Source organism: Brevundimonas vesicularis, from assembly GCF_044807075.1.
Taxonomy (GTDB): Bacteria; Pseudomonadota; Alphaproteobacteria; order Caulobacterales; family Caulobacteraceae; genus Brevundimonas; species Brevundimonas vesicularis_G.
The window spans coordinates 2,378,843-2,402,536 of the sequence record NZ_CP085234.1; the positions used below are offsets into that span (position 1 = coordinate 2,378,843).

Annotated in this window: 21 protein-coding genes and 1 tRNA gene; 15 read left to right on the forward strand and 7 right to left on the reverse strand. The window is 63.7% G+C overall.

Features of this window, described 5'->3' with window-relative positions:
* Positions 1-210: 210 nt before the first annotated feature.
* The 6 genes from LG306_RS11950 (at position 211) to LG306_RS11975 (ending at position 9,053) form a co-directional block, all read left to right on the forward strand.
* A complete protein-coding gene (locus tag LG306_RS11950) occupies positions 211-1,182 on the forward strand; it encodes a hypothetical protein (RefSeq protein WP_404414761.1) in 972 nt (323 codons plus the stop codon).
* Entirely contained in the window at positions 1,182-1,781 is a 600-nt protein-coding gene (locus tag LG306_RS11955) for a hypothetical protein (RefSeq protein WP_404414764.1), read from the forward strand. Before LG306_RS11950 ends, LG306_RS11955 begins: the two co-directional genes overlap by 1 nt.
* 62 nt (positions 1,782-1,843) lie before the next feature.
* Positions 1,844-4,114: a site-specific DNA-methyltransferase gene (locus tag LG306_RS11960; protein ID WP_404414767.1), complete on the forward strand. Its 2,271-nt coding sequence runs from the start codon at positions 1,844-1,846 to the stop codon at positions 4,112-4,114.
* Positions 4,111-6,117: a DUF262 domain-containing protein gene (locus LG306_RS11965; RefSeq protein ID WP_404414770.1), complete on the forward strand. Its 2,007-nt coding sequence runs from the start codon at positions 4,111-4,113 to the stop codon at positions 6,115-6,117. Before LG306_RS11960 ends, LG306_RS11965 begins: the two co-directional genes overlap by 4 nt.
* Position 6,118: 1 nt before the next feature.
* Positions 6,119-8,800: a DEAD/DEAH box helicase family protein gene (locus tag LG306_RS11970; protein ID WP_404414773.1), complete on the forward strand. Its 2,682-nt coding sequence runs from the start codon at positions 6,119-6,121 to the stop codon at positions 8,798-8,800.
* Entirely contained in the window at positions 8,793-9,053 is a 261-nt protein-coding gene (locus tag LG306_RS11975) for a helix-turn-helix domain-containing protein (protein WP_404414775.1), read from the forward strand. Before LG306_RS11970 ends, LG306_RS11975 begins: the two co-directional genes overlap by 8 nt.
* Here LG306_RS11975 and LG306_RS11980 read toward each other — a convergent pair whose 3' ends face one another.
* Entirely contained in the window at positions 9,054-9,647 is a 594-nt protein-coding gene (locus tag LG306_RS11980) for a GIY-YIG nuclease family protein (RefSeq protein WP_404414778.1), read from the reverse strand.
* 147 nt (positions 9,648-9,794) lie between these two features.
* On the opposite strand from LG306_RS11980, the gene LG306_RS11985 reads away from it, so the two are divergent.
* The 3 genes from LG306_RS11985 to LG306_RS11995 all read left to right on the forward strand — a co-directional run bounded on the left by LG306_RS11985 (position 9,795) and on the right by LG306_RS11995 (position 11,673).
* A complete protein-coding gene (locus LG306_RS11985; protein ID WP_404414780.1) occupies positions 9,795-10,328 on the forward strand; it encodes a hypothetical protein in 534 nt (177 codons plus the stop codon).
* Positions 10,329-10,330: 2 nt separating this feature from the next.
* Positions 10,331-10,600 carry a helix-turn-helix transcriptional regulator gene (locus LG306_RS11990; protein WP_404414782.1) on the forward strand — a complete coding sequence of 90 codons (270 nt, stop codon included), beginning with the start codon at positions 10,331-10,333 and terminating at the stop codon, positions 10,598-10,600.
* 128 nt (positions 10,601-10,728) lie between these two features.
* A complete protein-coding gene (locus tag LG306_RS11995; protein ID WP_404414785.1) occupies positions 10,729-11,673 on the forward strand; it encodes a tyrosine-type recombinase/integrase in 945 nt (314 codons plus the stop codon).
* A gap of 324 nt (positions 11,674-11,997) precedes the next feature.
* On the opposite strand, the gene LG306_RS12000 is transcribed toward LG306_RS11995, so the two are convergent.
* A tRNA-Ser gene (locus LG306_RS12000) sits at positions 11,998-12,089 on the reverse strand.
* Positions 12,090-12,261: 172 nt separating this feature from the next.
* Between LG306_RS12000 and LG306_RS12005 the strand changes: the two genes are divergently transcribed.
* Genes LG306_RS12005 through LG306_RS12020 form a run of 4 tightly spaced genes read left to right on the forward strand, consistent with a single transcriptional unit; the run spans position 12,262 to position 17,034 of the window.
* Positions 12,262-13,713 carry an exopolysaccharide biosynthesis polyprenyl glycosylphosphotransferase gene (locus LG306_RS12005; protein ID WP_404419722.1) on the forward strand — a complete coding sequence of 484 codons (1,452 nt, stop codon included), beginning with the start codon at positions 12,262-12,264 and terminating at the stop codon, positions 13,711-13,713.
* The gene (locus LG306_RS12010) at positions 13,710-15,170 is read left to right on the forward strand and encodes a polysaccharide biosynthesis C-terminal domain-containing protein (protein WP_404414787.1); all 1,461 of its coding nucleotides are present in this window, start codon (positions 13,710-13,712) and stop codon (positions 15,168-15,170) included. The genes LG306_RS12005 and LG306_RS12010 overlap by 4 nt, the downstream gene beginning before the upstream one ends.
* A complete protein-coding gene (locus LG306_RS12015; RefSeq protein ID WP_404414790.1) occupies positions 15,167-16,099 on the forward strand; it encodes a glycosyltransferase family 2 protein in 933 nt (310 codons plus the stop codon). Before LG306_RS12010 ends, LG306_RS12015 begins: the two co-directional genes overlap by 4 nt.
* Before the next feature lie 2 nt (positions 16,100-16,101).
* Positions 16,102-17,034 (forward strand): glycosyltransferase family 2 protein, encoded by a 933-nt coding sequence (locus tag LG306_RS12020; protein WP_404414793.1) that lies wholly within the window; start codon positions 16,102-16,104, stop codon positions 17,032-17,034.
* Here LG306_RS12020 and LG306_RS12025 read toward each other — a convergent pair whose 3' ends face one another.
* From LG306_RS12025 to LG306_RS12040, 4 genes are all read right to left on the reverse strand, one after another.
* A complete protein-coding gene (locus LG306_RS12025; protein ID WP_404414796.1) occupies positions 17,035-17,538 on the reverse strand; it encodes a DUF1543 domain-containing protein in 504 nt (167 codons plus the stop codon).
* An 11-nt stretch (positions 17,539-17,549) separates the two neighbouring features.
* Positions 17,550-19,214, reverse strand: a complete 1,665-nt coding sequence (locus tag LG306_RS12030) for an FAD/NAD(P)-binding protein (protein WP_404414799.1) — start codon at positions 19,212-19,214, stop codon at positions 17,550-17,552.
* 118 nt (positions 19,215-19,332) lie between these two features.
* Entirely contained in the window at positions 19,333-20,034 is a 702-nt protein-coding gene (locus LG306_RS12035; protein WP_404414801.1) for a hfsB, read from the reverse strand.
* A gap of 47 nt (positions 20,035-20,081) precedes the next feature.
* Positions 20,082-21,521 (reverse strand): GumC family protein, encoded by a 1,440-nt coding sequence (locus LG306_RS12040; RefSeq protein WP_404414803.1) that lies wholly within the window; start codon positions 21,519-21,521, stop codon positions 20,082-20,084.
* Between the two features lie 121 nt (positions 21,522-21,642).
* Between LG306_RS12040 and LG306_RS12045 the strand changes: the two genes are divergently transcribed.
* The gene (locus LG306_RS12045) at positions 21,643-22,392 is read left to right on the forward strand and encodes a polysaccharide biosynthesis/export family protein (RefSeq protein ID WP_404414806.1); all 750 of its coding nucleotides are present in this window, start codon (positions 21,643-21,645) and stop codon (positions 22,390-22,392) included.
* Positions 22,393-22,401: 9 nt separating this feature from the next.
* Here LG306_RS12045 and LG306_RS12050 read toward each other — a convergent pair whose 3' ends face one another.
* A complete protein-coding gene (locus LG306_RS12050) occupies positions 22,402-22,707 on the reverse strand; it encodes a hypothetical protein (protein ID WP_039247692.1) in 306 nt (101 codons plus the stop codon).
* 316 nt (positions 22,708-23,023) lie between these two features.
* Between LG306_RS12050 and LG306_RS12055 the strand changes: the two genes are divergently transcribed.
* Complete coding sequence (locus LG306_RS12055; protein ID WP_404414809.1) at positions 23,024-23,608, forward strand: RcnB family protein; 585 nt, start codon at positions 23,024-23,026, stop codon at positions 23,606-23,608.
* The last annotated feature ends 86 nt before the right edge of the window (positions 23,609-23,694 follow it).

Consider the following 23,694-nt stretch of genomic DNA (forward strand, 5'->3'; position numbering starts at 1 on the left):
TGTCAAAACGACGAGCGATTTGGGGAAATGGCGGAGACGGAGGGATTTCCACCTGCGCCAGAATTCAATGACTTAGCGAGGCAACCCCTTTGAACGCCCCTCATTGATTTCGTTGGACTAACCGGCGGATTGGCTAACCGTCAATACCATTGCGCCGTTGTCCGAACCTGACGTAGCGTGACGCTACGCTGGGCTGGGAATGGTGACGCGGTGCGCCGACACGAACGACAGGTCTTCAACTACGACTTTCGCGTCCAACGCCGAGCGCGTCTGGCGCCCTACCCGTCGTTCGAGGACATCGTCGCCGCCTGGGCGGCGTTGTTCGCCGCTGGCGACACGGATCACCAGCGCGAGCGCGGCGACATCGTTTACCGGATCGGCGACTTCGAGATCGATCAGGCCAATCGCGTGGTGAAGTTGCTGATCCGACGCGGCGACATCCACGCCGCCAATCCCTTTTTTCACGACCGCGCGACCGGCAATAGCCGGCCGGTTCTGCGAGGGGCTACTGAGGACGGGGAGCGGGCCGCGCACTTGGTCATCTCGCTAGACCATGAGGCCAACCAGCCGACTGTCTATCTAGGCCACTTGGAGGGGGTGCCGGGCATCGGCCACCGCCAGGTCCAGGCGCACCTCAACGCTCTCATCAAGCGAGCGATCAACAATGGCTTGGTCGGCTTCTCATACGCCGATCCTGGCGGGGCGCGCACCAGGGCCGGCGATCCCAAGATGCATGACTATGTGCCCTCAATCGAGATGGAGGGGCACCCGGCGGCAAGCGTCGTAAACGACCTCGAACGCGGTCACTTTCAAAGCATGGTCCTGATCGACCGCACCCCCCATAACCAACTCGGGGGTAATCAATATCTGGTGGAGCGAGAGCGCTACCTGATCGTCAGCGCCTCGGCCAACATGCCGCGCCAAGGGCGCATGGGGGCGATCCTGGCCGCTGCTCAGAGCCAGCAGGGAAACTTCCAGACCGCCCGACTTCGATTCAAGGATCCGGCCGGCAACCAACGCCAGATGGATTATGACATCGCGACCGGCGCGCCCCAGCAGCAGGAGTATGTGCAGTCCTACCACGTCCGAAACATCAACCCGCCGATGGACGATTCTTCGCTGACACTCACTCCCTTCCTGACCCAGCGCATGGTCGCCCAGGTGGTCGCGGATCGCACCTGATGCTGGACCTGATCTATCAGATCGGGCGGGGTTTCGCATTCGGTGGGGTGAGGCACCCTGACCTGACAGGAGCGCTTAGGTGGACCCCCCTGGTCTTTGCTGTGCTCGGGATCGCCGTCTACGTCGCACTGCCAGTTAAACCGGCACTTGTTGGTGACGGTAGCTTAAGCCGGCACCTGATCGCCGTTTTCTCCACCCTGCCAGGATTCTTCATCGCTGCCTTGGCCGCCGTGGCGACCTTTAGCCGGCCCGAGATGGACGAAACGATGCCCGATCCGGCGCCTCAACTGAAGCTGAAGACCGGCAACGAGCGCGACTGGGTCGATCTTACCTTTCGCATGTTCCTTTCGCATCTGTTCGGCTACCTCACGACGCTCGCGTTCATCGCCGTCTTCCTATTTCTCAGCGTCGATCTTCTCAGCGCCAGTGGCAACGACCTCTTGGCGAAGGCCGTCAACGAGGCGGCGTTAAGCCACGCAGCCTTGGCGTTGAACGCGGCCTATGTTGGCTTGGCGGTCTGGCTCAGCGCCAAGGTAGTGATCACCACGCTGCTCGGCATCTACTTCCTGGCCGAGCGTATCCACAGGCCACACGCATAAACACAACCTCCGGCTCCAATCGTCGGGCTATGCTGGCGATGATTCGATAGAGGAAATCCAACATGAGCCTTACCCCCGAAGAGCGGGACCTGATCAAGGACCTGATCGGCCGGGGCGAGCCGTTGCCGGACGAGTATCGTTTTCGCCTGTTTCGGGAGCCGCGCGAGGCGGAACTGGTCTGGCCCGGCAAGACGCACGAGGTCACCCAAGCCGTGCTCCCGTTTCAATCCATTGAGCAGATCGACGAACCGCGCCACGAAGCCGCCGACGCCTATGGAGGAGACGATCTGTTCAGCCTGAACCGAGGCGGCCGCCAGGTTGGGGGCTGGTCTAACAAGCTGATTTGGGGCGACAACAAGTTGGTCCTGTCCTCCTTGAAAGGAGGGCCGCTCCGCAAGCAGATTGAGGACGCTGGTGGACTCAAACTGATCTATATCGATCCCCCCTTTGATGTGGGGGCCGATTTTAGCTTCGACGTCGAAGTGGGCGGAGAATCGCTAACAAAAGAACCTACGATCATTGAAGACATCGCTTACCGAGATACGTGGGGAAGAGGTGCCGGATCATTCGCAAGCATGATTCACGAAAGAATTCGTCTTGCATATGAATTACTATCACCAAATGGATCAATATTCGTTCACTGCGATACACGTGTAAGTCATATACTACGGGCCGTACTTAATGAAACCCTAGGGTCCCGCAATATGGTCAATGAGATCGTTTGGAAGCGGCGAACCGGCTTTATGGGAACATACAATAAGCTTGGAGCAACGACAGATACGATCTATTGGTTCTCAAAAGGATCTGATTACACCTTCAACGAGGTATTTGGCGAGAGCGATCCCGAATATCTGACTCGGTTCCGATACAAAAACGAAGATGGCCGCCTATATAGGCTAGACAATCTAACTAGTCCGAACCCTCGTCCCAACTTGAAGTATAGCTATAAAGGATTCCCCCCGCCAGATAACGGCTGGGCTGTTTCGCTTGAGCGAATGGAAGAAATGGACCGCGAGGGTCGGCTCGAATTTCCTCGCAAAGCCGATGGGCGAATACAGCGCCGTCGTTTCCTCGACGAGTTAAAAGGCCAACCCATTCAGAACTTGTGGACTGATGTGTTCCCTATCAACCCCATGGCGGGCGAAGGGATTGGGTATCCGACCCAAAAGCCCGAAAGTCTACTAGAACGGGTTATCTCCTTGGCGTCGAATGAGGGCGATCTCGTCGCCGATTTCTTCTGCGGTTCTGGTACTACGCTGGCCGTGGCTGAGAAGCTGGGCCGCAAGTGGATTGGTGCAGACCTTGGGCGCTTCGCCATTCACAGCAGCCGTAAGCGCTTGATTGGGGTCCAGCGCCAACTGAAGTCTGAGGGTAAGGCCTATCGCGCCTTCGAAATCTTGAATTTGGGCAAGTATGAGCGGCAGTGGTTTGTCGGTATCGACCCCAATCTGCCCGAAGATCAGCGTCAAGCCATGTCCGCAGCTAAGGAGGCCCGTTATCTGGATTTGATCTGCGAAGCCTATCAGGCGCAGCCCACCGACCAGTCCCCACCGTTCCACGCCACCAAGGCCGGCGCCTTCGTTGTGGTCGGCCCTGTCGACGCCCCGGTCACTGAGGGCCAGGTGAGGGAGGCGGTCGAGGCTGCTCGTCAGATGAACATCGCCCGCATTGATATGCTGGGCTTCGAGTTTGAAATGGGCCTCTCCCCCCGCGCTGTCGACGAGGCGAAAGCGAAAGGGGTAGCTGTGGCGCTTCGCTACATCCCTAAGGATGTCTTTGATCGCCGAGCCGTCGACAAAGGCCAAGTAGCCTTCCACGACCTTGCTTACCTCGAAGCGAAGGCGGAAGTGACGTCGAAGAAAGATCGGTCTGTCACCGTCAGCCTGGCCAACTTCGGCGTGAATTACCGGCAGGAGGATGTGCAGGCCCTGTTCGCCGGTATGGGAAAGAATAAGTCAAAGGTCACTGTCGATGGCGGGCAGGTGGTCAAGATCACGACCAACAAGGAAGGCGTCGCGACGACCGAGGTGCTGACCAAGGAGTGGACCGACTGGATCGACTACTGGGCAGTCGATTTTGACTACCATTCCCGCCAGGAGACGATCGTGGAGACCATCACCCTCCCCGATGGATCGGTGAAGCATGTCCCACAGTGGACCGGCGGCTACGTGTTCGAAAACGAGTGGCAAAGTTTCCGCACCCGCCGCGATCGCAAACTGGACCTGACCAGCGCGGCCCATACCTACGATCGACCCGGCCGGCACGTCATCGCCGTCAAGGTCATCGACATCTTCGGCAACGACACCACCAAAGTCTTTGGAGTCGAGGTATGAAGGCTGGCCCCATCGTCGTGGGGCAGTTGCTCCAGAACCGCAATCGCTATGCGGTTCCTGTCTACCAGCGCAACTATGTCTGGACCCGCCAGAAGCAGTGGGAACCGTTCTGGGGCGACATCCGTGCCAAGGCTATCGAGCGCCTCGCCGGCCGCGAGCAGCGATACTCGCACTACATGGGCGCCGTCGTCCTAGAGGCCCGTGGCGGCTTTTCCGCGCGCCGTGTGCCGACGTTCCAGGTCGTCGACGGGCAGCAGCGGCTTACGACCTTTCAGTTGTTCCTGTCAGCGGCGCGCGACTACGCCTTGGCGATCGGACACACGACCGCTGCCGACAACATCGGGCGCTATCTGCTCAACGCCGATCCCCGCCTTATGGAGGAGCCCGAGGTCGAGGTGTTCAAGGTCTGGCCAACGGAGCAAAACCGCGAACTTTTCACGACCATCGTGGGCAAGAACCGCGCCGCCATACGAGCCGCCTATGGTCAGCATTTCTTCGTCAAGCGCGACCAAATCTACGACTATAAGCACACCCCCCGCATGATTGCCGGCTATGGCTACTTCTACGACCGGATCAAGGAGGCCGTCGAACGTGACAGTCTCCAGGACGAGTTGTTCGAGCCGGAGAGCCTGGACGTCGAGGGGGACAAGGAAGGGACAGCCGACGCGGTGCCGGATGCGACCGAAGACGGCGGGCTTCCGCGCGAGATCAAACTGGACGCGATCTGGCAGGCCCTGGTCGAAGAGTTCCGAGTGGTCGAGATCGTGCTTGAAGATGGCGACGACGCCCAGGTCATCTTCGAAACGCTGAACGAACGCGGCGAACCGCTTCTCGCGGCTGACTTGGTTCGCAACCATATCTATCACCGCGCTGAAGAACGTGAGGGGCGCGAAAAGGCCGAAGCGATCTTCAAGAAGCTGTGGGGCCCGTTTGAAGACCCGTTTTGGGGGCTTGAAGAGAAGCAAGGGCGATACAAGAAGCAGCGCATCGAGTTCTTTCTCGGCAACTACATCGCGTCTCAGACGGCTAATGAGATCACCATCACAAAGCTGTTCAGCGAGTATAAGGCCTTCCTGAAAAAGCACCCGTTTGAGTCGGTCGAAACCGAGCTGGCGGAACTGACACGCTTCGGCGCCATCTACCGACAGATCGTGGAGCGGTCGCCCAGTACCGCTCTCGGGCGGTTCGCCAGAAGGCTCGCCCCTTGGGACGTCACCACCGTCTTCCCGTTGGTGATGCAGATATGGGGTCGCTCTGATGTTTCTGACGATGCGAAAACAGGGATGCTCGACACGCTCATGTCGTTCATCGTCCGACGGGCCGTCTGCGGCCTGACACCCAAGAACTACAACAAGCTGTTCCTGGGGGCGATCGCTGCGCTGAATAAGTCGGGCTGGAGCGCCGACGCCCTAAGGGCCTTCTTCCTGCGGCAAACCTCGGAGTCGGGACGCTGGCCTCGCGACGAGGAATTCCAACAGCATTGGGTGCGGTCGCCAATGTATCAGCAGCTTCAGCCAGCCCGAACCCGCGCCATCCTGGAGCAGATTGAGACAGCGAAGCGCAATAAGTTCCATGAGACGACCGGACTGAAGGAGGGATTGACGGTCGAGCACATCATGCCGGACCAGTGGCGGAGCCACTGGCCTATGATGGCTGGGCTTCAACCCACAACAGAAGAGTTCTCGGCCGCCTGGTGGGCGCAAGAGGGTGAGTCAGTCGTCGGCCAGATTGTTCGGCGCAACCGGCTGAAGCACTCCGTCGGCAATCTGACGCTGCTGACCCAGCCCCTGAACAGTTCGTCGAGCCATGCCGCATTCACCGACAAAAAGGTCAAGCTTCAGTCGCCCGAACACGGCTCCCTTCTGGTGCTGACGCGCGAGGTTACGGCGAACGACATCTGGGACGAGGACGCCATAGAAAGGCGGTCGCGTGACCTATTCGGTGTAGCGCGTTCGATCTGGTCAATCCCGGCGGCCGAGCCGACCTCTAGCACAGGCGTCTGACATGCCGCTCCATCCGGACTTCCCGAGCGACTCCACCGCCATCCTCCACCCCGACGTCCGGTGGTATCCGGGAGATGAACTGCTCGGTCGGATCGGCGCCGAGAAGTTATCGCCGCCCTTGGTCGACCGCATCCGCCGGGGTGTCTACGACTGGCGGGCCGCCGGCTACGCCGGGGCGAGCGAAACCACCTATGCCCTTCTGCGCTGGTGGTTCCAGCATGACCACTTCGAGTGGGGTCCGAATGGTCCTGAGCGGCAGTTCCAATTTAGGTTCGGGCAGCGCGAAGCGGTCGAGAGCGCAATCTGGCTCTACGAGGTCGAGGCGGCCCGCGATCCATCCAGCTTGATGAAGTTCGACAGCCTCGGCGCGGTAGGTCGAGGCCATTTCGACGAGGATTGGGCGAGATATGTGATGAAGCTGGCGACCGGCGCCGGCAAGACGAAGGTGATGAGTCTGCTCATCGCCTGGTCCTACTTCCACCGAGTTTACGAAGCCGGGTCGACCCTCTCGACCAACGCATTGCTCATCGCGCCCAACATCATCGTGCTCGATCGGCTGCGCGCGGATTTTGACGGCGGCAGGATTTTCTTCACTGACCCTGTCCTGCCAGACAATGGCTGGCTGGGCCGCGACTGGAGGGACGACTTCCAGATGACGGTCCACATCCAAGACGATCTCGGCCACGTCGGACAGACTGGCAACCTGTTCCTGACTAACATCCACCGCGTAGGCCAGAATGAACGCACCAGCCCAGAGTGGGACCTGCGCGACGACTTCCTTGGCCCGAAACCCGTCGCCAAGACGACCGACAGCAAGGTCGATCTCGGCGTCATCGTCCGCACCGTTCCCGACCTGATCGTATTGAACGACGAGGCGCACCATGTCCGTGCGGACACCCAGTGGTTTAAGGAGATAGCCGATCTCGACGCTGGTCTGAAGCGCAAGGGCTCAGGGCTCGCCCTGCAACTCGATCTGACCGCGACCCCGCGTCACAACAACCGCGCCATCTTCGTTCAGACGATCAGCGACTACCCTTTGGTCGAGGCCATCGCGCAGAACGTCGTAAAGACGCCCGTAGTGCCGGACGCGGTCAGCCAGTCGATGCTCCAGGTCGCCCAGAGCGACGACTATGTGGAGCAATACCGCGCCCACCTTGAAGCGGGCTATTTCGAGTGGGAGCGCACCCACGACGAACTGAAGAAGGCGGGGAAGAAGTCGATCCTGTTCGTCATGACCGAGGACACGACCAAGTGCGACGCGGTCGCCGAATGGCTGGAAGGCGTATACCCGCGTCTGAAGGGGAAGGTTCTCGTCATCCACACCAACCGCGCCGGCGAAATCAGCGAGAGCACCTCGGGTGCCAAGGCCAAAGAACTCCAGGCCCTGCGTGACCAAAGCACCGCCATCGACGGCTGGGACAGCCCCTTCCTCGCGGTCGTATCGGTCATGATGTTGCGGGAGGGCTGGGACGTAAAGAACGTCACCACCATCGTCGGACTTCGCCCTTATGCCGCCACGTCGGCTATCCTGCCGGAGCAGACGCTTGGGCGCGGGCTCCGGCGCATGTTTGGTCCCGGCGTCGACGAAAAGGTTAGCGTCTTGGGAACGCCGGCCTTCATGGCGTTCGTGGACGAGATCAAGAACGAGGGGGTTGAACTTGAGCGGCGGGCGATGGGGCCTGGCTCCACGCCAGCAGGGCCCATGGTCATCGAGGTCGACCACGCCGACCCCGAGAAGGACATCGACGCGCTCGACATCGAACTGCCGCGTCTGAAGCCTCGCATCGAACGGCAGTTGAAGGATTTCGAGGCGCTCGACGCTTCATCGTTCCCCTCGCCAAGGCTGCCCCTGAAGCAGTTCAGTGCCGAGGAGCAGCGCGAACTCACCTTCTACGAGCCGATCGTGACGGGGGAGATTAGCCACACCCTCAATCTCGATGCTGGAACCGCGCCAGACTGGCGCCATGTGATCGGCTGGTTCACCCAAACCATCATCAAGGACCTGCGCCTCGTCGGCGGCTTCGACGTGCTCTTCGGAAAGCTGGAGGTCTTCGTTCGAACACGCCTCTTCGATCAGACGGTCGATCTGGATGATACGAACGTCTTGAAGAACCTCGCCGACCCTGGCGTGACCAAGGCGCTGAAGGACACTGTGAAGGCCGAGATCAACCGGCTCACGGTCCAGGACAACGGCACGACGTCGGTGCAGGACCGGATCAAGTTGAGCCAGACCCGTCCGCAGGTCATCCGTCGCCGGGAGGCGATTGAGTCGCGGAAGTCGATGTTCAACAAAGTCGCTGGCGACAACGATTTCGAACTGCGCTTCGCCCGCTTCCTTAACGACGCGCAGGACGTGCAGTCCTTCTTCAAGAACACCGAGGCGACGGGGTTTCGGCTGGAATACCAGTCGGCCGGCGGCGGCATCATCCGCGACTACTACCCTGATTTCGTCGCAAGGGATGTCGAAGAAGTCGTCTGGATCATCGAGACCAAGGGCCGAGAAGATGTCCAGGACGCCCGGAAGTGGGAGCGGCTGAAGCTGTGGTGTGCAGACGCGACGGCGCAGGACGCGCCCAAGCGCTACCGTCCACTATTTGTGCGGGAAGAGGACTGGGACGCCCTGCTGAACCCCGTCCGGACGTTGGGGGAAGCCGCGACGGCTTTCAGCGACAATCATGCCTGAGGCCCCGCCGCCGACTACCACCCCGGCTCGCGGCGGCGAGACCTGGGTATCCATCGTAGGTGACAACGTCAGGCGCTTGCGGAAGACCCGGGGTCTCACTCAAGCGCAGGTAGCTGAAGCGGCCGGATTGGATCTTCGCTACCTGGGCTCCATCGAGCGGGGCGTTGGCAATCCATCAGTGGAGATGCTGGGGCGTCTCGCCAGTGCGCTCACTGTCCACCCAGCGGACTTTTTCGCCGGATGGGACGTCTGACTATTCGGTAGGCTCGGGGCGCTTCCACTGACGCTTTCGCTTGGCGCGCCCGGCCTGGTCGCTGGCCGCGCCGCGCATTTCCATCAGCACGCGCGCGTAGGGGTGGCGCCGGCGGTCGTTGATGTTGATGGGCGCGGGCAAAGCCTTGATCAACGCGCGCTCCAGTTCACGGGGCTGGGTGCACGGCCAGATCGCGATGGCAGTGTTCATGCAAAGCCAGCGCGTCAGTCGGGCCTCTCCCTGACCGAAGTGAAAAGTCGCCCGGAGCGGGTGGGTAAAGACTTCCAGGTCGAGTTGGTCGCGCAGCAGACAGCCCATCGACATCCGAAAATTGGACGCCGTGGAATCATCCTTGACGTGGCAGGCGATGCGGGCGCGCAGATCGTTGGAACAGCCGATGTAAAGGAGTTCTGTGCCGCCGATCATGAAGGGCTCGCGAACCTCCATATCGGCGTAGCCCGTCCCCGCCAGCAACTCCGTCGTGTCGCCGAACACCATATAAACACCACCGCAATCGGGCACGGACTCAAGGTCGTCGGCGATCAATTGGGTCGACCGCAGTCCGCACATGTCCTGAATGAGAGAGTAGTGCATCGGGTGGCTCCTATGTGAGTTGACAGGGTATATATACCCAGTTTTTGAGCGGATGCAAGAAAGCGTGGGGTTGCCAACGCTCCGAAAGCGTCGTACATCCCACGTATGGACTTTACAGTGCAGCAGCGGTCTTTCCTGCCTCGCGAGTTGACCGCCATCACCGGCCTCAGCCCGACGATGCAGCGCGACTGGCGCCGGAACGGCTATCTGCCGATGCGCGAGGCTGGCTGGGCCACGTTCGATCTCCGCGATGTGGCGCGCGTTGCGTTGCTGAAAGTCCTCGCCGACGCCGGGCTCGGGCCCGCCTTCGGCAACACCCTCCTCTCGGAGCCGGCGCACGGGCGGGTCGTCGACAGCATTTGCTGGTGGGCAGTCGAAGCCCAAGACGTGTCGACTTGGGTGAAGAACCTGCCCCCGGTCCTGGCCGCGCAGGTCCTTTCGTGGGATGAGGCCGACCACTTTTCCCTGGTCGACGCCGTGACCGGCATCTCCTCAACGGACCGCGTCCAGGCCACCCACATTGATCCGCTTGATCGGACCACCTGGCAGGCTGAGGTGCCCCTCGACGAAGCGCCCCGCACCCCGATCACCATAACCCTTCGACTTGATGCGATCGGCAGCCAGATCGCGAGCCGTGTCAGCGGCCCCTTCCTTTCGCTCCACCCGCCGGACGCGGGGTGACCATGTCGAAGAAGTATGACGCCCTGCCCCCCTCGCTTCCGCCGCGCGGCCTGTGCCGCGAAGCTGCTGCCAGTTACATCGGGGTGTCGCCCACGAAGTTCGATGAACTCGTCGATGACGGGCGCATGCCCCAACCCAAACGGATCGACACCCGCAAGGTCTGGGATCGGTCGTCGCTGGACGCGTTCTTCGACTTACTGCCCGGCGGCGATGGCTACGACACCAACCCCTGGGACGGCGTGGCGGCACCGTCCCGCCAAGCGGCGGTGTAGACGTGGCTACAATAAAGCTGAAGTGGGTCCACCGCTTCCGCGATCGCCACGGCAAGTGGCGGCATTACTTCCGTAGGCCCGGCTTTAAGAGGACCGCGCTTCCGGGTCTGCCCGGGTCGGCAGAGTTCATGGCGACCTATCAGGTGGCGCTCAGCGGCGAGGTCGTGCGCCCTGAGATGCATAGCCGGGTGCAAGCTGGCACCATTTCCGCTGCGGTCCACGGATACCTGAACTCCTTGGAGTTCGTTAGCCTGGGTTCGGACGCTACAAAACGAACCTATCGCCGCGCCATGACAGCGATCGCGCGGGACTATGGGGACAAGCCCATTCGGCTCTTGGAGCCCCACCATATCAAAAGCATCATGGCGCAGAAGATCGATACGCCGGCCGCCGCTAACAGCTTCCTGCGCTATATGCGGATGATCTGTAACTACGCAGTCGAGCGAGGATGGATCAGTCGGAACCCCGCGATCGGAATCAAGAAGATCAAATACGACACGGACGGCTTCCACACCTGGACGGAAGCCGAAATTGCTCAGTTTGAAGCCCACTGGCCGGTAGGGACGAACCAACGACTGGCGTTCGACCTCCTCCTATACACTGGGCAGCGTAGCGCCGACGTTCGCCAGATGACCCGAAGCGCGATTTCCGCCCAGGCCGTATCGGTCGTCGCGCAATTTGCCGACGCAGCAGATTTGAAACAGCAGAAGACGAAGGTTAGGCTTCATCTCCCGATTGTGCCCGAGTTGGCGCGCTCCCTTGCGGCGTTCCCGACGCGCGCGGAGCATCTGGTCCTTACTACCTTCGGCAAGCCATTCACCGAGAAGGGCTTCTCCAACTACGTGTCGGACGCCGCGAACAAGGCGGGCCTGCCCCAGTGCTCCGCCCATGGGTTGCGAAAGTCCGCAGCTACCCGATTGGCGGAAGCCGGATGTTCGGAGGCGCAGATTATGGCTGTCACTGGCCACAAGACAGCGGCCGAAGTGGCGCGATACACGAAGGCCGCAAGACAAAAACTGCTCGCGGAAGACGCGATGACGATGCTGATGGATTCTCGCCGGAAGGCTAGATGACAAACCAAGGGGCGGCGTTTTACAAAACGATCACTAAGCCATTGCTATACTTGGCTAAATTCTTGCTCGTGGGAGTCCCGACGGAACTGCCACTTGCCAACAATATCAGCAGCTTGGCTAGGCAAACTGGGATTATATGCCCCACTGATTCTGTTGGCTTTTCAGGCTGGTTGGCAAACCCAGCCGTCAGGTGCCCAAGAGGCGAGAGGAATCTTTAGGGAACATCCGCGCGGAACACGAAGTGAACCGCCACTGTCAAACCACCTGTCGGTTTGCCACGGCAGCCCTCGGAACCCCCGTTGTGCAAGGCCAAGGAGAAGACGCTGGCGGAGACGGAGGGATTCGAACCCTCGGTACCCCTTACGGGGTACGACGATTTAGCAAACCGTTGCCTTCAGCCACTCGGCCACGTCTCCTGCGAGGGCGTCGATAGCGGAGGCTGATGCGTCGCGCAATCCGGTTCGAGAGAAAGCGTCCACGTTAACGCGACATAGAGGCCAAAGCGGCAGTATCGCGGCCATCATTCGCCCCCCCGGATCGCTTCTGGACCGCCTGTTGCTCGACCGCCCCGCCAGTCTTGCCGCCGACATGCCGCTGAAGAGCCGGCCATCGCGCGGGCCGTTCCGCCCGGAGATATGGCTGAATGCGCGCGAGCGATCATCCGTGCGGCTGTCGGCGCATTATTTCCGGCTAATCGACGTGCTGATGGTTTGCGGGCTGGCGCTCGGCGCGATCGTCGTGATGCACCCGTCAGGCTTGGCCCACATGACCGTGGGCGACGCAGCACCCGTGGTCGTCGGCGCCGTTCTCGTGCTCGTTCTGATGCGCGCGCTTCAGCTCTATCGATTCGGGCGCGACACGCCCTGGCCCCTGCACATAGCGGGCGTGGCGGGCGTCGGTGTCGCCTCGGCCGCGATCGCGCTCGCCCTGGGCTGGGTGATGGACCGGCCGGCGCTGGACGTCATTGCGCCTTGGGCGCTGACGACGACAGCCGGCCTGATCATGTTGCACGGCCTATGGCTGGCGATGATCGTTCGGTGGCGTGGGTTGGGCGTGCTGTCGCCCAACATCGTCATCGTCGGCGCGACCCGAAACGCGAGACGTCTGATCGAACAGGCGCTGGAGCGGCGCGACATGAATGTGCTCGGCGTGTTCGACGATCGCTTGGCCCGATCGCCCGACAGCGTCGCAGGCGTGCCAGTGCTGGGCGACGCCAAGGCCCTGCTGACCCACCGACTGACGCCCTATGTCGACCGTATCGTGCTGGCCATAGATCCTGAGGCCGGCCAGCGCGTGCGCGACCTGACGCAGACCCTGAACGCCCTGCCCAATCCGCTGACGGTCCTGGTCGATTCGGAGTTGGGCCGCGACGGGCTGCTGAACCGGCTGGCGAATGCGCCGCTTGCGTCTCTGGATGGTCCTGCCAACCCGGATCGCCGGGCCTTCAACAAGCGGATGCAGGATCTGGTGATCGGCGCCGCAGCCCTGGTCGTCGCTGCGCCCATCATGGCCCTGGTCGCCCTGGCGGTGAAGCTGGACAGCCCCGGCCCCGTCTTCTTCCGCCAGCGCCGTCACGGCTTCAATCACGAGACCATCATCGTGTGGAAGTTCCGCTCTATGCGCCACGCCGCCGCCGATGCGACCGCAAGCCGCCAGGTCTGCGCCGACGACAACCGCGTGACCCGTGTCGGCCGCTTCATTCGCGCCACCAGCCTGGATGAACTGCCGCAGATCTTCAACGTCCTGTCGGGCGAGATGTCCCTGGTCGGCCCCCGCCCGCACGCCATCGGCATGAAGACCGGCGAGACCGAATCCGCCCTGCTGGTCGCCGAATACGCCCATCGCCACCGCATCAAACCCGGTATGACCGGCTGGGCCGCCATCAAGGGTTCGCGTGGACCGGTGGACACCGAGGCCCAGGTGCGCGAGCGCGTCCAGCTGGACATCGAATATATCGAACGCCAGTCCTTCTGGCTGGACCTGTGGGTCATCGCCGTCACCATTCCCGTTCTGCTGGGCGACCGGGCGGCCGTGCGTTGAGCGAGAAGCGCATGTTCTGGCGCGGCGTCTGGGGCTATCTGCCGGCCCAGATCGTCCAGGGGGTCGTCGGTTTCCTGACGATCTTCGTCTTTACGCGCCTGCTCAGCGCCGACGACTTCGGCCATTACGCCCTGGCGTTTTCGGTCACGACCCTGGCCCACACCGTCACCTTCACCTGGCTTGAGGCGTCGATGGCGCGATTCTGGGCGGCCGAGCGCACGCCCGAAGGCATGGCGACCCATTTCGCCAGCCTGTACCGCACCTCCTTCGCCATCATCGCCGTGTTCACCCCCGTCGCGGCCATGGTCGTCTGGCTGGCGCCGCTGACGCCGGCTTTCAAAATCGCCGTCGCCTTCGGTCTGGCCGGCGCGCCCGTGCGCAACCTCGCGAAGCTGGCGCAGGAGCGGTATCGCGCGGCGGGCGAGGTGTCGAAATCCGCCGCCGTGGACATCGGCGTCGCCATCCTAGGCTTTCTGGTCGGCACCGGGTTCGCCTTGGCCGGCGCCGGCGCGGCCTCACCCCTGCTGGGCCTGGCCATCGCCCCCATGTTCGCCCTGCCCTTCATCCTGCCGGGCGAGTTGCGCCGGGCCAGCGGCGGCGCGGTGGATCGCACGCGGCTGAAGGCCTATGCCCTCTATGGCTATCCCATTGCGGCGTCGCTGACGCTGGCGCTGGTGCTAGCGTCCACGGACCGGTTTCTGCTGGCCGCCTTCATGGATGCGGCGGCGGTCGGCGCCTATCACGCCAGCTACAGCCTGGCGAACCGGACACTGGACGTCATCTTCATCTGGCTGGGTGCGGCCGGGGCGCCGGCCATGGTCATGGCGCTGGAGCGCGGCGGGCGTGAAGCGTTGCGTCAGACCGCCATCGAGCAGAGTTCGACCCTGATCCTGATCGGACTGCCCGCCGCTGTCGGCCTGTCGCTGGTCGCGCGACCGCTGGCGGAGTTGATGATCGGCCAGGATCTGCGCGCCGCCGCTGCGCTGGTGACGCCGTGGATCGCTGCCTCGTCCTTCCTGTCAGGAATGATCGCCTACTATTTCGGTTTCGGCTTCACGCTCGGAAAGAAGACCGGGCTGCTGCTGGTGACGATGGCGATCCCGGCCTTGTGCAATGTCGCGCTGAACCTGGTGCTGATCCCCCGAATGGGCGTGACGGGCGCGGCCGTGTCGACGGCCGCCAGCTTCGCCATCGGCCTGATCGCCTGCATCCTGCTCAGCCGCCGCGCCATCGCCCTGCCGATGCCGTGGGAGGCGCTGATCCGTTGCGGGATCGCCTCCGCCGTCATGGCCGTAATCGTTTGGATGCTGCCGCCGCTGGGCGGTTTTTTGGAGCTGATGATGGACGCGAGCGTGGGCGGCCTCGTCTATGCCGTTGTGGCCCTGACGCTGAACGCCGCAGGCGTCCGCGACGTCCTGATGCGCCTGATCCGAGCGCGCCGGAGCGTGACGGCATGAGCGCCCAGATCCACGACAACGCCGCCTGGTCTGAGGCGACGCCGACGATCTCGGTCCTGATCCCCTTCCTGCGCGACGATCCGCAAGAACTGCTGCGCCGACTGGACAGCGAGGCCCCCGCCTTGTCCGGCGCGGTCGAGCTGATCCTGCTGGACGACGGCACCGCCGACGCTGATCTGACGACCGGACTTCAGGCGACCATCGACGCCCTGCATCTGCCCGTACGCCTGATCACTCTGGCCGCCAACGAGGGCCGCGCCAGGGGCCGCAACCGGCTGACCACCGCCGCCCGCGGCGAGGCCTATCTGTTCCTCGACAGCGACATGCGGCCCGACACGCCGGTCTTCCTGCAAGACTGGCTGCGACTGGTCATCGACAGCGCGCCCGCCGTGGCCTTTGGCGGCTTCTCGCTGGATCAGGCGCCGACCGACGCGCGGTTCGCCGTCCACCGCGCCCTATCGGGCGCCTCGGAATGCCTGCCGGCGTCCCAGCGCGCCCTGACGCCCGAAAAATACGTCTACACCTCCAACCTCTTGGTGCGCCGCGACGTGTTCGCCGCCGAATCCTTCGATCCCGGCTTTAGCGGTTGGGGCTGGGAGGACGTGGAGTGGGCCATGCGCGTCTCGCGCCGCTTTCCCGTCGTCCATATCGACAATCCCGCCACCCATATGGGCCTGGACACCGTCGAGGATCTGGTGCGCAAGTTCGATCAGGGCGCCGGCAACTTCGCCCGCGTCGTCGCCCTTCACCCCGCCATCGTCCAGACCTATCCTAGCTACAAAGCCGCGCGCGCCCTGAAACGCCTGCCCGCCCTGCCCCTGGCGCGCCGCCTGATGAAACAGGCCGCTCTAAACACGGCCCTGCCGATCAAGGCCCGCGCCTTTGCGCTCAGGCTCTATCGCGCCGCCGTCTATGCGGACGCCGTCTGACCATGCGCGATGTCGCCGTCATCATCCCGACCCTGCGCCGCCCCGACAGCCTTGAGCGGGCTTTGCGCTCCGTCTTCGCCCAGACCGGATCGCTGCACCGCGTCGTCGCCATCGTCGTCGCCGACAACGACCCCGACCGATCGGCCGCCCCCCTGATCGAACGGTTGCGCGCCGAGGCGCCCGTGCGCCTGACCTACGCCCACGCCCCCATCCCCGGCGTGGCGACGGCGCGTAATGTAGCCTTGGCCGCGACCGGCGCGCCACTGATCGCCTTTCTCGACGATGACGAAGCCGCCTCTCCCGGGTGGCTCGCCGCCCTGCTTAACGCCCAAGCCCAGACCGGCGCCGATGTCGTCTTCGGCCCCATTCGCGGGCGGGTGCCGGAAAACACCGGCTGGACCACCGCCTATCTGGAGCGGTTCTTTGGCCGCGAAGGCCCGCGCGCGACCGGCCTGACCGACGACATCCACGGTTGCGGCAACAGTCTGATGATACGCGCGACCGCCCTGCCGGGCGAGGCCCCGTTCGATGTCGCCATGAACGAGACGGGCGGCGAGGACGACCGGCTGTTCACCGCCCTGTCGGCGCGCGGCGGTCGATTCGGCTGGGCGGCCGACGCCTGGGTGGACGAGTTCGCACCGTCCCACCGCGCCACTCTGACCTACGCCCTGACCCGCGCCTTCGCCTATGGCCAGAGCCCGACCCAGATGGCCGCCGACCGCCGCGACTGGCCCGGCGTCGTCAAATGGATGGTGGTCGGCCTGGTCCAGACCGGCGTATGGGGCGCCGCATCACTTCTGGCCGCCCTCCTGCGCCGCCCAAACCGCGCCCACACCTACGACCGCTGCGCGCGTGGCCTCGGCAAGGTCTTCTGGACCAGAGGCTTCGAGCCGAAACTCTACGGCGCGGCGATGCTGAAGCGCCCCACGGCCTGATCAGCGGATCGGCATATATCGGCAGGTGAAGTCCGGATCGCCGCTCATCAGGCTGGGCTTGAGGTGGATATACAGGCGTTCGGCGCCCGCAACGTCGTCCAATGCAAACGCCTGTTCGGCCTCATACATTTCGTCCCGGTGCGCGTCCGTCCAACCCTTGGCCCGTTTGATGGCGCGCGCCTTGGCCGCCGAAAGGCTGTCGGCGACGACGAAGACATTGCGGTGCTGCTCGGCGAACGCCACCCCGTCATAGCCGCCCAGATTGACGTAGTAGAGCCTTTCTCTGCCCTCATAAGGCGTCGGCGACAGGCTGACCTCATAGCCGTCCGCCTGCGAAATCTCCGACCAGCAATCGATGTGCAGCGTCCCTTCACGTCCCCACCACTCCGCCAGCAAGGCGTCTTTCGTCGCTTCGATCGTGGGGGCGACGAGGAAGCGCATATCGTGGACCTCGATATTGGCGCCGGGGTGTTCCCCGCCGATGTAGATCGCAAACAGCTTCATTCGTCCTCGCGTCAGGCCGCCGTGTCGGCGTGGTCGACCGCAGGCTTTGCGGTATTCAGGATCAACGCCAGTCGCCGACCGACGATCCCGCCCATTTCGTGCGAACTGGTGATCCCTTGCGCGAAGGGATGCCGCCCCATGATGAACGGCAGGCTGAGACAGAACAGCCGATCCATCGGCAAAGGCGCATCCACCGGCCGGAACAGGTCATCGACTGCAATTCCCCGGACCACGTCGGGCGCATCGTTGGCGACCCGATCTCGCACGATCCCCTGCTCCAGCAAGGACAGGAACGGAAACTGGATGCCGCTCAGGGCCGCCTGACCCGTCGCCTCAATGAAGATCGGGAAATGACGAGCCGTATCGCCGATCGTCACGCGCGCGCCGCCTTGGGGACAGCGCGTATCCACCTCGTGATCGTCGCCCAAGGCGATGACGTCCAGCCGTCCGCCGGCATGCAGCGCCAGCATCCGCTCGATCGATTCGTGCGGCACGCCGGCGTAGATGTCGACGAAGATCGGCTTGAAGGCGCGGCTGAACCGCTCGAACTCGGCGCTGTCCAGATGGGGCACGATGACGGCGACAATCTCGTGCATGCGCAGGATGCCGTCGCGCCAGGCCACCGTCACCTGTGCGGCATGGTTCGCCTGCGCCTCCTGCAGGTTCTCAGCGGCCCAGACGAAGGGATCGACCGATGCGCGCCGCGCGAAATAGGCCTCGGAGAAGGTTTCCAGAGTCGCATCATGCAGTCCCGTCTCAGCGGCGTAGTCGGGATCCAGATGGATCAGCTCGCGTCGAAACAGGTCGAATACGGCGTCCAGCAGCCCATCAGGGCCGCGCGCCACAGCCGCAGCAACAGCCTCGGGCGTGCAATAGGTCAGCGGCCCATGCGGCAGCGGGAAATAGAAGTCTGCTTCGGGCAGCAGCCCCTTTCGCGACATCATAGTCATGTGAAAATCTTCGGTATCCGGCGCGGGCTGATAGATCAGACGATCGTCCCGCCGAACGAAGTCCCCGTGTGTCGTGGCCAGGGCAACGGCCGCATCGATGGCCGTCAAGGATGATCCCCGAATGCCGATGCGTGTCGCCGACACATCTGCGAGGACGGACGTGGGCCATGGGCTTAGGAAATATCCGGGCTGGGCGTCCGGCCGCGACGGCCACTGGTGACCCGTCGCCAGAACCACGTGGTCGAATACAGCCTTGGCGACCCTCCGCGACGGCCGCGATGTGAAGGTCAGCTCGATCCCTTCCTTACGATTCGCCGCGTCGATGACCCGGCATCCCGTCCGCACATCGATGTCGACGCCCTTGGCGCGGGCCTGCTGAACCAGCGTGGCGAACTGACTTTCGAAATATCGCCCCAAGGCGACACGCGGGACGAAGGTGCGCTCATCGAGCGACGCCCCATCCACGTCCAGCTCTGCCAGTCCGGCGGGCGTTCGTGCCGACAGCCAGTCGGCCAGCGTGTCCTGCAATGGCGGAATCTCTATGCTGGCGATATTGGACAGCATCGCCGGGTCGTTCCAGACCGGGCTGTAGGGGCTGCCGCAACCGGCCGTCTCGCGCGCCTCGAACACCGTGACCCGCGCCGAAACGGCGCCTTGAGACAGCAGGGCATGAAGAGCGTAGAGCGTAGTCGGCCCCGCTCCGACGAATGCGACGGACTTTGTCATGGCCACACAATGCGCAAGGCGCGCAAAGGCGCCGCATCCATGCCGAGCTTCGCCGCAAATGCTTCATTTTCTTGCCGAATGTGCGAAATCGGACGCCGAAAAAGCGCTTCGGACGGCTTCAGCCGATCAGCCGCTGCAGAAAACCCGGAACCTTGTAGGTCGAGCGGTTCATGACCACGCCGGCGATCTTGCCGCCGACGGCTTCGATCTCGTCGCGCAGGATGACCGGCGCATGGGCGGCGGTGCTTTCGGCGGCGATCACCAGAACCGTCATGTCCACAAAGGGCGCCAGGATGATCGCCATGTCGTTGCGATCGGCGGCGGGCGCGTCGATCACGATGGTGTCGGCGTGGGGCCGCAGCGCCTCCCAGTAGCGAGCCTCTCCGACCGCCTCGACCCGGTGCCCGGATCGCAGCGCCTCCATGTGGAAGTGTGTGACCCACAGACGGCCGCCCAGGCATGACCGCGCCGTCAGCAGGCGCGAATCCGGCACCGGCTTGCCGTCGCGCCCAGTCACACGCGGCGTCACGGCGTAAAAGCTTGAGCCGTCGGGCGATCCTTGCGCGGCCTTGCCGACCTGACCGAACCGATCCGGCTCGGCCGACACCGTCTCCAACTGCCCCTGTTGCGCCAGGTCGCCGTCGATCAACCAGACGGGCTTGCGCGCCCGCACGGCCGCCAATCGGGCGAACTCACGCGCCACGGTCGAGACGCCCTCGCCGGTCGAGGCGGAGGCGAACTGGATCACCCGCGCACGGTGCGCCGGCGCCGGTCCCAGCGCCGCCCAAAGGCCCGCCATTTCTGAAGTCAGATCGACCATCGAATCGCCAAGGCGCTCCCTAAGCCCTCAGCCTAGCACGAGTTTCGCTAGGCCGCCTTGGCAGGCGCGACGGCCAGGACCGGCATGTCCAGGGTGCGGCTGACCGAGGCCGGCGTCGTGAAGCCGCGCCGCGTGAACACGCGCAACAGGCCGACGCACAGGGCGGTGAAGCCCGCGAACAGGAAGACCGCCGCCAGCAGCGGGATCTTCAGGCTCTTGCCCGTCGCCGGAGGCTGGGCGCGTTCGATGACGGTGACGTTGTCGGCGCCGGCGGCGACCAGGGCGTTATCGGCGCGGCTCTGGGTCTCGCGCTGCTGGAACTCTCGTATGGAGGCGCTCAGCACCTCGCGATTGCCGGCCAGGGTCGTGTTCTCGGATTCCAGCGCGGTCAACCGCGCCTGCCGCGAACGGATGTCGGCCAATTGCCGATCCAGAACCGCCAGACGCGCCGCCAGCGAGTCGCGCTCGGCCCGGGTGTTGATCCGCGTGGTTTCCAGCTCGGTCCAGACGGGGTTTGGCCCGGTGCGGACCTCCTTGGCCCCAACGGCCGTGCCGGTCGCGACATAGGCTTGCAGTTGATTGATTCGCGCCTCGATGTCCTTCACCGGCTGGGCGTCGGGCTGATAGCGCGACAACAGTTGCTCGCGTTCGGTGCGCAGTTGCAGCACCTGGTCCTGGGCCGAGATGTTCAGATCCTGCTGCAGCGCCACCTCAGCCGGCGTTCCCGCCTGCTGCGCCACCAGGGTGTTTAGCCGCTGAGCGGTCTGGTTCAGCTGACTCTGGGTCGACATCCGGTCGGTGAAAACCGTCTGATAGGTCGCCGCCAGCGTCGCCTTGGCCGCCGTAAAGTCGCCGATGTCATTAGACGCCAGGAAGGCCTCGTAGGCGCGGTCCGCATTGTCGAGTTCATCCTCGAAGGCGATGCGCTGGCTGGCGATGGCCGGCGTCTTGTCCTGGAAGACTTCGCGGCGATAGATCAGATATTGCTCGATGATCGTGTTCAGGACCCGGGCCGCCCGTTCGGGATCGTCGGCCTTGTAGGTCAGGTGGATGACCGCGCTGCCCGGCGCCGTGGCGACGCCCAGACTGCTGCCGACGGCCTTCAGCGCGGCGGACCGCGCGGTCTGCGGACTGCCCTTGGGCGGCTCGCCGAGGATGGCGGCGGGGCCGAGAACATCGACCACCTTCTGACGCACGGCGCTGGAGCCCAGGATGGCGGCTTCCGAGTTGGCGACCTCGTCGCCCTGCGGCGCCTGGCCGCGTTCTGCCGTGCCGACGCGCGGCTGATAGACGTATTCCTGACCCACGCCTGCGAACACCGAGCCGGTGGCGGTGTAGCTCTTCTTCAGCGTCATGGCGGCGGCGAAACCCAGCCCCAGGATCACCACGAAGACGACGATCATCAGCAGCAGTTCGCGGAACAACAGGCCGATCACGTCCAGAACGCCGTAGCGCGGCCTTGTGGTGACGTGTGCGGTGGAGCGCATCGGGCGGGCCGAATCCCTTGAAAGGCGTGTGTTCCTCACCCTTCGCCCACCGGCGTTAACCGATGATTACCCATAACCGGCGAGGTTGCCCGATATCCCTCGTCGAGGCCGACCGATTCCCATGCTGACCGATCGCCGCCTGTTTCTGCTGACCCTGGGTTCAGCCTCCATCGCCGCGTCGCTGGCGGCCTGCGGCGGGGGCGGCGGCGTTCGCGATCTGCGGCGCGTCGACCGATCGCCCTACGACGCGCTCTCCGGGGTGCCCTTCGCGCCCTGGACGGACCAGGAGCCGGAATATCTGCTGTATCCCGGCGACGAGATCGAGGTGGCGACGCCGACGGCTTCGGAATTGACACGCACGCTCAGGGTCGGTCCCGACGGCCGTATCGCCCTGCCCCTGATCGGATCGGTCATGGCGGCGGATCGCACCCTGCCCCAGCTTCAGCAGGTCGTCTCGACGGCCTATGCATCCCAGCTGGTGCGCCCTATTGTCGAGGTCACCCTGCGCCAGGCCGGCCCGATCCGCGTCTGGGTCGACGGCGAGGTGCGCAACCCGGGCGTCTTCGAGATGATCGGCGATCTGGACGCCTATCAGGCGGTGATCCAGGCCGGCGGGTTTGCCCCGACGTCGCGTCAGGACAGCGTGGCCCTGATCCGTCGCGGTCCCGGCGGATCACGCATGATGCGGGTGGTGGACCTGCGTCCGCGTGGCGGCGAGGTCGTGCCCTTGCGGCGTGGCGACATCGTCTTCGTGCCGCGTTCGACGCTGGGCGAACTGGCGGCCTTCTTCACCCAGGTGCGCGCCGCACTGCCTATCGGCTTCAGCTATTCGATCAACGGATCGAACGGCAACGGCTACGCCCAGTTCTGAGCCAGCCGCTTAGGCGACCAGCTGAACCACGCCCTGGTCGATGTAGCGACGCGCGGCCTTCTGGGCTTCGGCGATCTCCTCGCGTTCCATCTCCAGGCTCATCTCGCGGCGATAGACGCGCGCCTCGATCGAACCCTTCATTGCCGCCAGGTTGAAGATCATGTGGGCCGACACCCGGTCCATCGGGCAACCGCCCGATCCGGCCGAATACATCATGCCTAACTTGAACAGGTCATCGCCGGACATGTCCGGCGTCGGCAGCGGCAGACCGTCGTCGTGGGCCTGCAGGTCGTGCGCCATTTCTTGCGCGTTCATCACCGTATCTCCTGATCGGGCGCCATTCTGGGCCCGCCTCTGAGACGCCATCAAATACCGGTGGTTTGAAGTTAAAGTTAACGGCGCAAGGCCTCACACGGACTTTTCAGTAAAGCCGAAATGAATACCTCTGACGCGATTCAGACCTCGGAAATCTTTGCTAAATCTTTCGTTCACGCCTCGCTGGCGCGGCCCACGCGCGCTCTGCAAATCTAACGCGATCGTTCAGCGAGCATTCAGGCGCCAAATCCGACCTTGCTCATCATTAACGGGTCGGATCGGCAAATCCGTCGGCGACCCAGAATGGAGCACGAAGATGAACCGCCTCACCAAGGCCGCCGTCGTCGCCCTCGCCCTGTCGACCACGGCCGTGCCGATGCTCGTCCAGGCCCAGGACCGCGACCGCCGCGAGTATCGTCAGGATCGCCGTGACGACCGCCGCGACTACCGTCAGGAACGCCGGGAAGATCGCCGCGACTGGCGCGAGGGTCGCTATGACAGCCGCGAGGACTATCGTCGCGACCGCCGCGACGACCGTCGCGACTATTGGGCGGAACGCCGGGACGACCGCCGCGACTGGCGCAACGACCGCTGGGACCGCAACAACAGCAACTGGTGGCGCGGCCGCTCCGACTTCCGTGGCTATAACGGCCCACGCTCAGGCTACTGGTATGCCCCCAGTTATGGCTACTATCGGGTCGAGCCGCGCTACAGCAACTATCGCTGGCGCACGGGCGGATACCTGCCCTACCAATACCGCAACTACTATGTCCGCGACCCCTATGTTTACGGCCTTCGCGAGGCGCCCCGCGGCTATCGCTACGTCCACGCCGGCAACGATATCCTGATGATCGCCGTGGCCAGCGGCCTGATCGCCAGCGTCCTCTCGGGCGTCTATTAAGCCCCGTCACAACCGGACGATCGAACCCCGCAGGCCTTGCCTGCGGGGTTCTGCTTTTTCGGACAGCCCCTTGATTGCGAACAGCG